We start from the raw sequence: 13,559 nt of genomic DNA on the forward strand, positions 1-13,559 counted from the left end.
GCGCGATAACGCTTTGAGGGAGCACTCATGGAACACGGCGCTCGCACCCAGAACGAGAAGCTCGATGTCAAGACCACGACGTGCTACATGTGCGCATGCCGCTGCGGCATCCGCGTGCATCTGCGCGACGGCGAAGTCCGGTACATCGACGGCAATCCGAACCATCCGCTCAATCAAGGCGTGATCTGCGCCAAGGGCGCGTCGGGCATCATGAAGCAGTACTCGCCCGCGCGTCTCACGCAGCCGCTGATGCGAAAACCGGACGCCCTGCGGGGCGAAGCGCAATTCGAGCCGGTTTCATGGGAAGTCGCGCTCGACATGCTCGAAACGCGTCTCGCGCATCTGCGCGCCACCGATCCGAAGAAGTTCGCGCTCTTCACGGGCCGCGACCAGATGCAGGCCCTGACCGGCCTCTTCGCCAAGAACTTCGGCACGCCGAACTACGCGGCGCACGGCGGCTTCTGCTCGGCCAACATGGCGGCCGGCATGATCTACACGATCGGCGGCTCGTTCTGGGAATTCGGCGGCCCCGACCTCGATCGCGCGAAGCTCTTCTTCATGATCGGCACCGCGGAAGATCATCATTCGAATCCGCTCAAGATCGCCATTTCGAAGTTCAAGCGCGCGGGCGGGCGCTTCATCGCGATCAATCCGGTTCGCACGGGCTATGCCGCCATCGCCGACGAATGGGTGCCGATCCGCCCCGGCACCGACGGCGCGCTCTTCATGGCGCTGATCCACGAACTGATCGCCGCCGACGCCTGGGATCACGAGTTCGTCACGCGCTACACGAACGCGGCGGAACTGCTCGACATGAACGAAGCGAGCGATACCTTCGGGCTTTTCGTGAAAGACGGCGAGACGCCCGAGCGCAACGCGCTCTTTCCGCAAAATCATCTGTGGTGGGACAAGAAGACGAATCGCGCGGTCGCGCATCATGCCGATGACGCCGAACCCGCGCTCGAGGGCCGCTACACGCTCGACGACGGCACGCCCGTCACGCCCTCCTTCGCGCTGCTGCGCGAGCAGGTGGCGTCGTGCACGCCCGAGTGGGCCGCCGCCATCACCGGCATTCCCGCCGCAACCATCAAACGTCTCGCCGCCGAAATGATCCAGACGGGCCGCGACCACAAGGTCACGCTGCCGATCGAATGGACCGACTGCTGGGGGAAAAAACACGACACCGTGACGGGCAATCCCGTCGCCTTTCACGCGATGCGCGGGCTCGCCGCCCATTCGAACGGCTTCCAGTCGATCCGTGCGCTCGCGGTGCTGATGTCGCTGCTCGGCACGATCGACCGTCCGGGCGGCTTCCGTCACAAGTCGCCTTTTCCGCGCGCGGTGCCGCCGTCCGCGAAACCGCCGAATCATCCCGATCAGGTCAAGCCGAACACGCCGCTTGCGAGCGGCCCGCTCGGATGGCCCGCCGCGCCCGAGGACCTCTTCATTCACGACGACGGCACGCCCGTGCGCATCGACCGTGCGTTCTCCTGGGAGTATCCGCTCGCGGTGCACGGCGTGATGCACAGCGTCATCACGAACGCGTGGCGCGGCGATCCCTACCCCATCGACACGTTGATGATATTCATGGCCAACATGGCGTGGAACTCGTCGATGAACACGATGGAAGTGCGCAAGATGCTCGCCGACAAGAACGACGACGGCGAATACAGGATTCCGTTCATCGTCGTGTGCGATGCGTTCCAGTCGGAGATGACCGCGTTCGCCGATCTCATCCTGCCCGACACGACCTACCTCGAACGCCACGACGCGATGTCGATGCTCGATCGCCCGATCTCCGAGTTCGACGGTCCCGTCGATTCGGTGCGCGTGCCGGTCGTGCCGCGCACGGGCGAATGCCGGCCGTTTCAGGAAGTGCTGGTCGAGCTCGGCGGCCGCCTCGGGCTGCCCGCGTTCACTACGCCGGAGGGCAAGCGCAAGTATCGCGACTATCCGGACTTCATTGTCAATCATCAGACGTCGCCGGGATCGGGCGTCGGCTTTCTGATGGGCTGGCGTGGCAAGGACGGCCGCGATGCGCTCGTCGGCGAACCGAATCCGAACCAGTGGGAAGAGTACGCGAGGCACGATTGCGTCTATCACTACACCTTGCCCGAGTCGCTGCAGTACATGCGCAATTGCAACGGGCCTTATCTGCAATTCGCCGTCGACAAGGGCTTTCGCAAATTCGGCGAGCCGATCCTGATCCAGCTCTACTCCGACGTGATGCAGAAGTTCCGCCTCGCCGCGCGAGGACGCACGAAAGGCAGGCAGCCGCCCGAGCATCTGCGCGCGCGCATCGAGCAGTATTTCGATCCGCTGCCGTTCTGGTACGCGCCGCTCGAACTCGACACGACCAATCTCGACCGATATCCGCTCGCGGCCGTCACGCAGCGCCCGATGGCGATGTATCACTCGTGGGATTCGCAAAACGCGTGGCTGCGGCAGATTCACGGCGAGAACCTGCTGTACATGAATCCGCGCATGGCGAAGGCGAACGGCATCGAGGACGGCGGCTGGATCTATGTCGAATCGCAATGGGGCAAGGTGCGCTGCATGGCGCGCTATAGCGAGGCGGTCGAACCGGGCACGGTGTGGACATGGAACGCGATCGGCAAGGCGTCGGGCGCGTGGAGCCTCGGCCCAGATGCCAACGAATCGCAGCGCGGCTTCCTGCTCAATCACCTCATCACCGACGAGCTTCCGGCGTCCGGGACCGAAGGCATGCGCTTCTCCAACTCGGACCCGATCACGGGACAGGCGGCATGGTACGACGTGCGCGTGCGCGTCTATCCCGCCGAAGCGGATGCCAGCCACACGCTGCCGCAATTCGCGCCGATGCGCCCCTCGCCCGGCATGCCGGGTCCGATCCAGCGCGTCGTGCAGACCTACTTCGCCGGGCGCGGCGAGTTCGCGGCGCGTTTGCGCAATGTCATCAAGCGAAACCCGGGTAACTGAAGGAGACCATCATGACCCAAATGGCCCTCGTGATCGACCTGAACGTGTGCGTCGGATGTCACGCGTGCGTGACGAGCTGCAAGGAGTGGAACACGTCCGGCGAAGCGGGCAGTCTCGCGGATCAGCGCCCCTATGACGCCGATCCGTCCGGCACTTTCTTCAACCGCGTGCAGACCTATGAAGCCGGTGAGTTTCCGCTCGCCGACACCATCCACTTTCCAAAGTCCTGCCTGCACTGCGAGGACCCGCCGTGCGTGCCTGTCTGTCCGACCGGCGCGAGCTACAAGCGCAAGGAAGACGGGCTCGTGCTCGTGGACTTCGACAAGTGCATCGGCTGCAAGTACTGCGCGTGGGCGTGTCCGTACGGCGCGCGCGAGCTCGACGAAGAGCGCAAGGAAATGACGAAGTGCACGCTGTGCGCCGATCGCATCTACAACGAGGCGCTGCCCGAGCGCGATCGCAAACCCGCATGCGTGCTCGCCTGTCCGACGTCGGCGCGGCTCTTCGGCGATATCCACGATCCGGAGTCGGTGGTCTCGAAGGCGATCGAGGAACGCGGCGGCTATCAGTTGATGCCGGAATGGGAGACCAAGCCCGCGAATCATTATTTGCCGCGGCGCCCGGTGAATGCGTGCGGCAGCGGCGGCTCGTGCGGTTGTCATTCCGGCGACGACGCCTCGCTCGAAGCGCACGGCGACCTGAATCTCGCGGCGATGGCCGCGCGCGTCTGACTTCATCGGAGCTCGAACATGAAACCCGCGTTTTCCGTCGTGTTTCTCACGACATTGAGCGGCGCCGCGCAAGGCTTGCTGATCGCGCTCGTCGGCGTCGAAATTTTCGCGAAGCTCGGTCTGACCGGGTTGCCTGCGCAGACGTTCTTCGTCATCGGCGCGGCGTTGTCGGTCGTGCTCGGCGGGCTCGGGCTGATCGCTTCGTTCTTTCATCTCGGGCATCCGGAGCGCGCCTGGCGTGCGATCGCGATGTGGCGCACGTCATGGCTCTCGCGCGAATGCCTCTGCCTGCCCGCGTTTCTCGCGTGCGACGCGTTGTACGGCATCGCGCATTGGCTGGGCACGCCGGGCGCGCTCGTCATCGGCGTGATCGGCGTGATTGCGTCGGCGGCGCTCTTCGTCTGCACCGCGATGATCTACGCGTGCCTGCGCTTCCTGCAGGAATGGGCTACGCCGCTCACGATGGTCAACTTCGTGCTGCTCGGCTGCGCGTCCGGCTTCACGCTTGCGACGGCCTGCGCCGCGTGGCTCGCGCCGTCGCTCGCGGCGGGGCTTGCGGCTTGCGCCTGCACCCTGACGCTCGCAGGCTGCGCGACGCGCGTCGCCGCGTTGAAGCGCAATGCCCGCTTGCGGCCGAAGTCGACCGTGCAAAGCGCGACGGGCATCAAAGGACCGAACGTCGTGCAGAAATCACGCGGCTTCACGGCGGGCGCGTTCAATCTGCGCGAGTTCTTTCATGGACGATCGGCGCAAGCGATCGCGCGCATCAAGTGGACGTTTCTCGTCGGCGCGTTCGGCGTGCCGTTCGTGCTGATGCTGCTCGGGATCAGCGCGCAGTCCGTGGCGCTGTTCTGCCTCGCGTCGGTCACGCAGTATCTGGGACTCGTCGCCGAGCGATGGTTCTTCTTTGCCGAAGCGCGGCATCCGCAGAACATCTACTACGCGCGCGCTTCGTGATTGGCGGGAAGACGCGTGCCGTACGGCACGCGTTCCTTGCTACACCGCGAGCTTGAGCGCCTGATCGAAATCGGCGATGAGATCGTCGGTATCTTCGATACCTGCGGACAAACGCAGCATGCCGTCCGAAATGCCCATCGACTTGCGCACTTCCGGGCCGGCTTCGAAGAAGATCGTCGGCGCGACCGGAATGATCAGCGTGCGCGTGTCGCCGAGGCCCGTCGCCTTGACCGGCAATTGCAGCGCGTTGACGACTTCGATCATGCGATCCGCGTGGCGCAATTCGAACGACAGCAGCCACGACGCGCCCTTGAACAGCGACTGCGCGATCTCGTATTGCGGATGACTCTTCAGCCCCGGATAGAACACCCGCCCGATAGCCTCGTGCTGCTCGAGAAATTGCGCGAGCGCGAGCGCGTTCTCGCTGCACTTCGCGACGCGCAGCGCGAGCGTTTCCGCGCCCATTGCGATCGAATGCGCCTGCTCCGACGACAGCGACCCGCCCATGTCGCGCAGCCCCTTTTTGCGAATCTGCAGGAGCCCTTGCTCCTTCGGCGGCGAGCGGCGGTAGTCATCGGCGATGTTCGGGTACGCGCTCCAGTCGAAGAGGCCCGTGTCCGTCACTGCGCCCCCGAGCGCCGCGCCATGTCCGGCAATGGTCTTCGTCAACGAATTGACGACGAGGCTCGCGCCGACCGCCTTCGGCCGGAACAGCGCGGGCGATGTGATCGTATTGTCGACGACATACGCGAGACCGCGATCGCGGCACAACGCGCCGATGCCGGCGAGGTCGGGAATCTGCGTGCCCGGATTCGCGATGGTCTCGACGAACACCATGCGCGTGTTCGGCCGGATCGCGTCCGCGACGTTCGCGGCCGATGCCGAATCGACCATCGTCACGTCGATACCGAGCGTTCTCAAAGTGCCGAAAAGGCTGTTGGTGTTGCCGAACACGTAGCGGCTCGACACGACATGATCGCCCGCGCGCAGCAAGGTGAGGAACACCGCCGTCAGCGCCGCCATGCCGGTGCTGAAGCAGATCGACCCGACGCCTTCTTCGAGGCTCGTGATCTTGCGCTCGAGCGCCGCGGTCGTCGGCGTGCCCTGACGCGCGTAATTGAAGCCGCCTTTTTTCGTGCCCTGAAAGACGCCGATCAGATCCTCCACGCGCTCGAATCCGTACTGGACCGATGTGTGGATCGGCTGCCGCACGCCGCCATGCTCGACGCCCACGCTTCTGTCGCCGTGAACGATGCCAGTGGTAAAGCCTTGCTTGTCCATCCCTTCTCCGCTGCGTCGAAAACACAAAACATCAATTTTGCACGATCTGGGCGGATTCATGGCGTCGCCGTCAAACAGGAACGCGTGTTGCTCGCCCGATTCTCCGTACGCGCGCTTCGTCGCACGTTGAAAACGCGCACACTCCACTGTCGCCGCAAACGCGGCACACCTTCCCGAGGAGCCTTTTCACATGGCTTACGAACTCCATTACTGGAACGGATTGCAGGGCCGCGGCGAGTTCGTCCGGCTCGCGCTGGAAGATGCCGGCGCGCCATACATCGACGTCGCGCGTGAATCGGGTAAGCGCGGCTACGGCATGGACGCGATGATGAAAGTCCTGAACAGCAAGACAGAGCCGCACATCCCCTTCGCCCCGCCGTTCCTGAAAGACGGCGAGCTGATCGTGCCGCACGTCGCGAACATTCTGCTCTATCTCGGACCGAAGCTCGGACTCGCGCCGAAGGACGAAGGCCTGCGCTACGTCGCGCATGGCCTGCAACTGACGATCGCCGATTTCGTCACCGAAGTGCACGACACGCATCATCCGCTCGCGACCGATCTCTACTACGAGGATCAGATGGACGCGGCAAAGATCCGCACGCAGAATTTTCTCGACAAGCGCGTGCCGAAGTTCATGAAGTACTTCGAGCGCGTGCTGAAGCAGAACCCGCACGGCGACACGCAGATGATCGGCGATGCGGCGACTTACGTGGATCTGTCGGTCTTCCAGATCGTCGACGGCCTGCACTACGCTTTCCCGCGCGCAATGAAGAAGTTCGGCGCACAGTATCCGCGCGTCGCGGCGATTCACGACGCGGTCCTGCAAAGGCCGAACATCGCGGCTTACGTCGATTCCGAACGGCGTATCCCGTTCAACGAGTCGGGCATTTTCCGGCACTATCCCGAACTCGATCAGGACGCTTGAACCCCAACGCAACCCAGGAGCCAGCATGGTAGAAACGATTCCTTCCTTCGGTCTCGGCACGTTCCGCGTCGATGCCGCGAAAACCACGAACGCGGTCAAGAGCGCGCTCTCGATCGGTTACCGTCATATCGATACGGCGCAGTTCTACAACAACGAGGCTGCCGTCGGTCAGGGCGTGCGCGAATCGGGCGTGCCGCGCGACGACATCTGGGTCACGACGAAAGTCTGGTGGGAGCGGCTCTCGCGCGATGCGCTCATCGCGAGCCTGAAGGACAGTCACGCGAAGCTCGATATCGGCACGATCGATCTCGCGCTCGTGCACTGGCCGTCGCCCGACGGCGCGGTGCCGATCGCCGAAACGCTCGCCGCGATGCAGGAAGCACAGAAGCTCGGTCTGATCCGTCATTACGGCGTGTCGAATTTCACCGCGCCGCTGCTCGAAGAGGCGCTGCAGGCGCCGGGCGGCAAGGAGATCGTCACGAACCAGTTCGAGGTGAGCCCGTTTCTCGCGAACCGCAAGCTCGTCGACGCGACGCAGCAGCTCGGCGTCAAGGTGACCGCGTACATGCCGCTCGGCGAAGGCCGCGCGCATACGGACGCGACGCTCAAGGCGATCGCGCAAAAGCACAACGCGACGCCCGCGCAGGTGACCTTCGCGTGGCTCCTGTCGCGCGATATCGTGGTGCTGTCGGCATCGACGAATCGAGAGCATCAGCAGGCGAACTGGGACGCGCAGAAGCTGAAGCTCGACGCCGACGACATCGCAAGGATCGACGCGCTCGACGAAGGCAGGCGTCACGCGAATCCGCCGTTCGCGCCGAAGTGGTGACACGCACGCGTCCAACGCAGCCCGGCCGTGAACGCCGGGCTTTTTTGCGTCCGTCGCGGGCGTTTTCGAGCGCGTTCCGGCACGGCGCAATGCTATCCTTGCGAGTCGCTTATTCCGTTTGCTTCTAAGCTTTCCACGATTCAGCAAAAGTGCTCTCATTCCTGCTCAAGCTGCGGACTCGCGCGCAACGTCTCTTCCGTCTGTCGGACTCGCATACGATGCTCGTCTGGGCGGTCGTCGTCGGCGTGGCGGGCGCCTTCGCGACTTCCGTCTTTCGCGAAGGCATTCAGATCCTGCAACGTCTGCTGGGCAATCCTTCGGAAGGCCTCGTCGCGCTCGCGCATACCTTGCCCTGGCCCGTGCGGATCCTGCTGCCGGCCGTGGGCGGCCTCATCGCGGGTGCGTGTCTGCTGATCGCGCGCAAGCACGCGAGCAAGAACGCGAGCACGGACTACATGGAAGCCGTCACCATCGGCGATGGCGTCGTGCCCGTGTGGCAGAGTCTCTGGCGCAGCCTGTCCTCGCTCATCACGATTTCGAGCGGCGGTTCCATCGGCCGCGAAGGCTCGATGGTGCAGCTCGCCGCGCTCGCGTCGTCGCTCATCGGGCGCTGGGTCCACTTCGATCCGCCGCGCCTGCGCCTGCTCGTCGCCTGCGGCGCGGCCGCCGGTATCACGTCGGCGTATAACGCGCCCATCGCCGGCGCGTTCTTCGTCACGGAGCTCGTGCTCGGCTCAATGGCGATGGAGAGCTTCGGACCGATCGTCGTCTCGTCGGTCGTCGCCAATATCACGATGCGCGAGTTCGCCGGTTATCGCCCGCCATACGAGATGCCGGTGTTTCCGACCGTGACGGGTGTCGAAGTGCTGCTCTTCGTCGTGCTCGGGTTGTTGTCGGGCGTGCTCGCGCCACATTTTCTGCGCTTGCTCGCAGCATCGAGAAAGCGCTTTTCGACGCTGCCCTTGCCATTGCCGCTGCGCCTCGCGCTCGGCGGGCTGATCGTCGGCGTGATTTCGATCTGGTGGCCCGAGGTCTGGGGCAACGGTTATGAAGTCGTGAACTCGCTGCTGCACGAGCCGTGGACGTGGACCGCGCTGCTCACCGTGCTCGTCTTCAAGCTTATCGCGACGGCGGCCACCGCCGGCTCGGGCGCGGTCGGCGGCATCTTCACGCCGACGCTTTTCGTCGGCGCGGTGCTCGGCTGCCTGTACGGCATCGGCGTGCACACGATCTGGCCGGACTCGACGTCCGCGCCCTTCGCCTACGCGATGGTCGGCATGGGCGCGTTTCTCGCCGCCGCCACGCACGCGCCTCTCATGGCGATCCTGATGATCTTCGAGATGACGCTCTCGTATCAGGTCATGCTGCCGCTGATGGTCTCGTGCGTGATCGCCTACTTCATCGCGCGCACGTCCGAGCAGACGTCGATGTATGAAGTCACGCTGCGCCGCAATCGTGAAGAAAAAGAGCGCCTGCGCCTCGCCGCGACGCAGATGCGCGAGCTCGTCAAGCCTGCGGATACCGTCGTGCCGCTCACCGCGAACATCAAGGACATGACGCGCGTCTTCCTCGAATATCCGGTGAAGTATCTCTACGTGGTCGACGAAGCCGAGCGCTTTCGCGGCGTGGTCGCCCTGAAGGACATCACCTCCGATCTGCTCGACGAGCACGACACCAAAACCAAGACCGCCGCGGACTATCTCCAGCCGCAATTCGACGTCCTCACGCCCGACATGTCGCTCGGCGAGGCGCTCCAGCACTTCCTCGCATTCCAGGGCGAGCGGCTTCCGGTGATCGAGAAAAAGACGCAGCCGCTCCTGCTCGGCGTCGTGTACAAAACATCTCTTCTGGACGCATACTTCCGTTTGAACCCGACGTCGCGCTGAAACTGCGCAGCCATGCAATTTCGCGGCGCGCAATGACGCGTGCGCGCGTCTTTCGCGCGAGTCGGACCGACTTCAGAATTCACTCGAAATACGTCCGCGCGACGCCCACTCGTCGCGCCCGTGCGCGCATCGTCCGAACGGACCGCGCGCACGGCGGGCAGCGCATAGGCGCACCGGCATAGGCTTTGCTTGGTGCCTTACGCTGCTTACGTGAGGAGGGGTTGCCCTATGAAGACCTCAACGTTGTTGTCGATGGCCCTGGTTTCGGTCTCGTGCTATGCCGCGCCGCTGCACACGGGTTCGACGGACGAATCCACCGCCACCATTGCCGCGACGCGCGCCGCGCTGCGTGTGAACGCCGCGCCCGTTGCGCCGCCCGCGCCCGACGTCTCGGCGCAGGACCTCGATCACGCGCGCTGGCGTCACGTGCCGCTGCCCAAGTCCCGAGCGCCGAACCACGGCATGGCGAGCCAGCCCATTCAGGTGCAGACCTGACGCACCCTTCTCTCCACTGACTCGACTCTGGACCTCGGAATGACCGACACGCACGCAAACCACGCCTTGAACGACGAACCGATCGACGATGAAATCGCCCAGGTCCTGCGCCTCGTGAAGTATCCCGCCAACAAGGACGCGATCGTCGATGCAGCACGCGAAGCGGGCGTCTCCAATGACGTCATCACCGTGTTCGACGGGCTGCCCGAACAGGATTACCCGGACGCGAACGCCGTCGAGCAACTGCTCGGCAGCAACGGCGGACCGGGCATTTCCGTCTGATCGTCCCCGTTGCGAACGAAATGGGCGCCGTTGCTCGCACGGTTCCGGTCAGGTCATACAAAACGTTATTCATCAAAGACTTAACGACGATACGCGAGCCTTTTCAACACTGCTATCCACAGAAATTGTGGATAAGTCGGGCGTCGGATCGGCGAAGCTCGGGATGGCAAAAACGTGGCGCGATCCGCGTCGCGCCGGGATTACGCCGCGAAATCAAGAAACTAGACGAGTCGCCAAGCGGTTTTCCACAGCCCTTTCCCCTTGCGCTGGGGATAAGTTATGCAGAGGCCGGCACGTGTTGACGCGTCGTGAAGCGCACCTGACTTTTCCTTGGGCGCCAGTCATTTAGCAGACTTTTGGGCGCCTTTTCAACAGAGTGCTCCCCAGTTCGTGTGGACAACCCGCGACGTCATGCCCGCCGTCTGATCCCGGAATTTATGCGCTTTGGCTTTCTAATACGAAGTAACCGGGTGGCATAATCCCGCACTCCGGATTTGAACACGCCTTCCTCCATGCGCAGTCGCTTCCATCAACGAACGGGTTCAGTGCTGGCATTGCTCGCAATGCTGCTGATCACGTTCGCGCCGATGGTCTCGCAGCTGCTCGCGGCCGATGCGCGCGCCGGTGACCTGAGCGCCGAACTCTGCTCGGTGCATGGGTCGAAGGTCGAGCCAGCCGGCCATCACGCACCGGACACGCTCGCTCATCTCGACGATCAGGCCTGCGGCTACTGCCATTTCTTCGCGCATGCGCCCGCGATTTCGAGCGCACGCGCCTCGGCGACGCTCGATGTCCCGGCGCGCCGCACCGTCGTCGTCGCGCTCGTTAGCGTCGAGCGCCCCGCTCCTGCGTTCACCACAGCGCAATCACGCGCTCCACCGGTTCTCATCTGACTTCGTCCAAACGGATCGATGCCATCGCGGCGTCGAATGGCGTCGCGCGCCGGTAGCGTCGCGCCACGCGTTTTCATCACGAATTCGAAGAAGAACCATGCTCACTCTTTCAGCGAGCGGCGGCTTCGTGCCGTCCGTACATCTGCACACGCACACGCGCGGCGATTGCGCGTCCCGATCAATCGACATCGGGAGGACGCAACCATGAAGCGAGTCGTCCGGCAAAACGCCCTCGTCACGGGCATCAGCATCACCGCGCTGTTCGCCACGCGCGCCTTCGCTCAAGCCGCACAAACCACGGAAACCGGCGAGCCCGCGGCGCTCCCCGCCGTGATCGTAAAGGGACAGGCGCAACATTCGCTGACATCGCACAACGTCGCCGAGGAGAAGCGCGCGCTCGATCAGACGGTCGGCTCCGTCGGCTTCGTGGACAGCGCGGACTACCAGAACACCTACGCCTTCACGCTGCGCGACGTCCTCAAGAACGTGCCCGGCGTCTTCGTGCAGAACCGCTACGGACAGGAGCTGCGCGTGTCCATTCGCGGTTCGGGGCTTGCGCGCGGCTACCATACGCGCGGCCTCGAGATCCTGCAGGACGGCATTCCGACCAATCTCGCCGATGGCAGCGGCGACTATTACCAGATCGATCCGCTCGCGCTGCAGTCCGCCGATGTCTATAAAGGCGGCAACGGCCTGGCGTATGGATCGTCGATGATGGGCGGCGCGATCGATTTCGTGACCCCCAGCGCCTACACCGCCGATGCGCCCAACATCCTGCGGCTCGATGGCGGCAGCTTCGGCACGGTGCGGGGCAGCGCGCAGTTTTCGCGCGTGATGGGGCCGCTGGATTTCATCGGCACGTTCTCCGTGAATCATGCAGACGGCTATCGCGATCACGAGCGCGGCCAGTACGAACAGTTCAACGCGAATATCGGCTATCGCTTCTCGCCGGATGTCGAGACGCGCTTCTATCTCGGCGCGTATGTCGTGGACCAGCAGCTTCCCGGCACGCTGTCGCTGAGCGACGCGCTGAACAACCCGACCAAGGCATCGCCGAGCGCACTTTCCGGCGATCAGGCGCGAGATACGCGCACCGAGCGCATCGCCAACAAGACGACGGTCAAGCTCGATGCCGGCCAGCTCGACTTCGTCACCTGGGCCATCCACAAGAGTCTGTATCACCCGATCTTCCAGGTCATCGATCAGGACGGCTGGACCTACGGCTTCGCGCCGCGCTATACCGCGACATTCAACGCCGGCGGGATGCGCAACGACGTCATCGCCGGCGCGCGCTTCTTCGGCGGCACTACGCAGGCGCGGCAGTACGTCAACGTGTCGGGCAACGAAGGCGCACAGACACTCGACTCGACGCAAAGCGCCTACAACTACGAGGCGTATGTCGAGGACCGCCTGTTCCTCCTGCCGACGGTCGCCCTGATGGCCGGTTTCAAGGCTTTGCGCGACGTGCGCAAGTACGTCGATCACGGCGGCCTCGCGGCCGACCCGAACTACAAGTCGGCGAGCGAGACGTTCAGCGGCGTGAATCCCAAGCTCGGCGTGATGTGGCAGCCGAATCGCGAGATCCAGGCGTATGTGGACATCACCCGCAGCCAGGACGTGCCCGATTTCACCGATCTCACGCAGACCTTCGCGAACACCACGCGCTTCACGCCGCTCACGTCGCAACACGCGTGGACGCTCGAACTCGGCACGCGCGGCACACGCGATCGCGTGAGCTGGGACCTCACCGCGTATCGCTCGCTCGTGCGCGACCAGTTGCTTCAATACACGACCAATCCCGACATACCTGCATCGACCTTCAATGCGAACAAGACGGTGCTGCAGGGCATCGAGGCGGGGGTATCGGTGGATGTGTGGCGTGACGTTACGCGCCCGGGCGCCGGCGACAAGATCACGCTATCCGGCTTGTGGAATCTCAGCGACTTCCGCTTCAAGGACGATCCGCAGTACGGCAACAACCGCATCGCGGGCGTGCCGGTCAATGTGATTCGCGCGGTGCTCGGCTACTCGCGGCCCAACGGATTTCACGTGTCCGCATCGGTCGACTGGGTGCCGGCGGGCGCCTGGGCCGACGACGCCAACACGCTTCGCGTGCCGGGCTATACGCTCCTCGGCGTGCAGGCGGGAATGGATTTCCGCAACGGCCTGTCGGTCTTTCTCGATGCGCGCAATCTGACCAACAAGCGCTATGTGAGCGACATCAGCACTATCGCGAATGCGCAAACGGCGGCGTCGACGGCGATCTTTTATCCGGGCGAAGGCCGCAGTGTGTTCGCGGGCGTGCGGTACGCGTTCTAACCG

Annotated in this window: 11 protein-coding genes; 10 read left to right on the forward strand and 1 reads right to left on the reverse strand. The window is 64.0% G+C overall.

Annotated elements, in window-relative coordinates; genetic code table 11:
- Positions 1-27 precede the first annotated feature (27 nt).
- The 3 genes from NCS58_RS08065 to NCS58_RS08075 are packed head-to-tail and all read left to right on the forward strand — an operon-like array spanning position 28 to position 4,646.
- Positions 28-2,958, forward strand: a complete 2,931-nt coding sequence (locus tag NCS58_RS08065; protein WP_250476685.1) for a molybdopterin oxidoreductase family protein — start codon at positions 28-30, stop codon at positions 2,956-2,958.
- Between the two features lie 11 nt (positions 2,959-2,969).
- Positions 2,970-3,689: a 4Fe-4S dicluster domain-containing protein gene (locus NCS58_RS08070; RefSeq protein ID WP_250476686.1), complete on the forward strand. Its 720-nt coding sequence runs from the start codon at positions 2,970-2,972 to the stop codon at positions 3,687-3,689.
- 18 nt (positions 3,690-3,707) lie between these two features.
- A complete protein-coding gene (locus NCS58_RS08075) occupies positions 3,708-4,646 on the forward strand; it encodes a DmsC/YnfH family molybdoenzyme membrane anchor subunit (protein ID WP_061121516.1) in 939 nt (312 codons plus the stop codon).
- A 39-nt stretch (positions 4,647-4,685) separates the two neighbouring features.
- On the opposite strand, the gene NCS58_RS08080 is transcribed toward NCS58_RS08075, so the two are convergent.
- Complete coding sequence (locus tag NCS58_RS08080; protein ID WP_061121517.1) at positions 4,686-5,927, reverse strand: cystathionine gamma-synthase family protein; 1,242 nt, start codon at positions 5,925-5,927, stop codon at positions 4,686-4,688.
- Between the two features lie 190 nt (positions 5,928-6,117).
- On the opposite strand from NCS58_RS08080, the gene NCS58_RS08085 reads away from it, so the two are divergent.
- The 7 genes from NCS58_RS08085 to NCS58_RS08115 all read left to right on the forward strand — a co-directional run bounded on the left by NCS58_RS08085 (position 6,118) and on the right by NCS58_RS08115 (position 13,556).
- Positions 6,118-6,852: a glutathione S-transferase gene (locus NCS58_RS08085; RefSeq protein ID WP_061121518.1), complete on the forward strand. Its 735-nt coding sequence runs from the start codon at positions 6,118-6,120 to the stop codon at positions 6,850-6,852.
- 25 nt (positions 6,853-6,877) lie between these two features.
- The gene (dkgB, locus tag NCS58_RS08090; protein ID WP_250538210.1) at positions 6,878-7,681 is read left to right on the forward strand and encodes a 2,5-didehydrogluconate reductase DkgB; all 804 of its coding nucleotides are present in this window, start codon (positions 6,878-6,880) and stop codon (positions 7,679-7,681) included.
- A gap of 149 nt (positions 7,682-7,830) precedes the next feature.
- The gene (locus tag NCS58_RS08095) at positions 7,831-9,567 is read left to right on the forward strand and encodes a ClcB-like voltage-gated chloride channel protein (protein WP_061121520.1); all 1,737 of its coding nucleotides are present in this window, start codon (positions 7,831-7,833) and stop codon (positions 9,565-9,567) included.
- 228 nt (positions 9,568-9,795) lie between these two features.
- Positions 9,796-10,062: a hypothetical protein gene (locus NCS58_RS08100; RefSeq protein ID WP_061121521.1), complete on the forward strand. Its 267-nt coding sequence runs from the start codon at positions 9,796-9,798 to the stop codon at positions 10,060-10,062.
- A gap of 39 nt (positions 10,063-10,101) precedes the next feature.
- Positions 10,102-10,344, forward strand: coding sequence for a DUF2795 domain-containing protein (locus NCS58_RS08105; protein WP_061121522.1), 243 nt, complete (start codon positions 10,102-10,104; stop codon positions 10,342-10,344).
- Between the two features lie 545 nt (positions 10,345-10,889).
- Positions 10,890-11,237, forward strand: coding sequence for a DUF2946 family protein (locus NCS58_RS08110; RefSeq protein ID WP_250476689.1), 348 nt, complete (start codon positions 10,890-10,892; stop codon positions 11,235-11,237).
- Between the two features lie 204 nt (positions 11,238-11,441).
- A complete protein-coding gene (locus NCS58_RS08115; protein WP_250538211.1) occupies positions 11,442-13,556 on the forward strand; it encodes a TonB-dependent receptor in 2,115 nt (704 codons plus the stop codon).
- Positions 13,557-13,559: the final 3 nt, after the last annotated feature.

Source organism: Caballeronia sp. INML3B (assembly GCF_023631305.1).
GTDB classification, from domain to species: domain Bacteria; phylum Pseudomonadota; class Gammaproteobacteria; order Burkholderiales; family Burkholderiaceae; genus Caballeronia; species Caballeronia turbans.

Coding starts and splice junctions, on each gene's coding strand:
- NCS58_RS08100 (WP_061121521.1), top strand. CDS start 9,796: ATGAAGACCTCAACGTTGTTGTCGATGGCCCTGGTTTCGGTCTCGTGC.
- NCS58_RS08070 (WP_250476686.1), top strand. CDS start 2,970: ATGACCCAAATGGCCCTCGTGATCGACCTGAACGTGTGCGTCGGATGT.
- NCS58_RS08085 (WP_061121518.1), top strand. CDS start 6,118: ATGGCTTACGAACTCCATTACTGGAACGGATTGCAGGGCCGCGGCGAG.
- NCS58_RS08115 (WP_250538211.1), top strand. CDS start 11,442: ATGAAGCGAGTCGTCCGGCAAAACGCCCTCGTCACGGGCATCAGCATC.
- dkgB (WP_250538210.1), top strand. CDS start 6,878: ATGGTAGAAACGATTCCTTCCTTCGGTCTCGGCACGTTCCGCGTCGAT.
- NCS58_RS08075 (WP_061121516.1), top strand. CDS start 3,708: ATGAAACCCGCGTTTTCCGTCGTGTTTCTCACGACATTGAGCGGCGCC.
- NCS58_RS08105 (WP_061121522.1), top strand. CDS start 10,102: ATGACCGACACGCACGCAAACCACGCCTTGAACGACGAACCGATCGAC.
- NCS58_RS08065 (WP_250476685.1), top strand. CDS start 28: ATGGAACACGGCGCTCGCACCCAGAACGAGAAGCTCGATGTCAAGACC.
- NCS58_RS08080 (WP_061121517.1), bottom strand. CDS start 5,927: ATGGACAAGCAAGGCTTTACCACTGGCATCGTTCACGGCGACAGAAGC.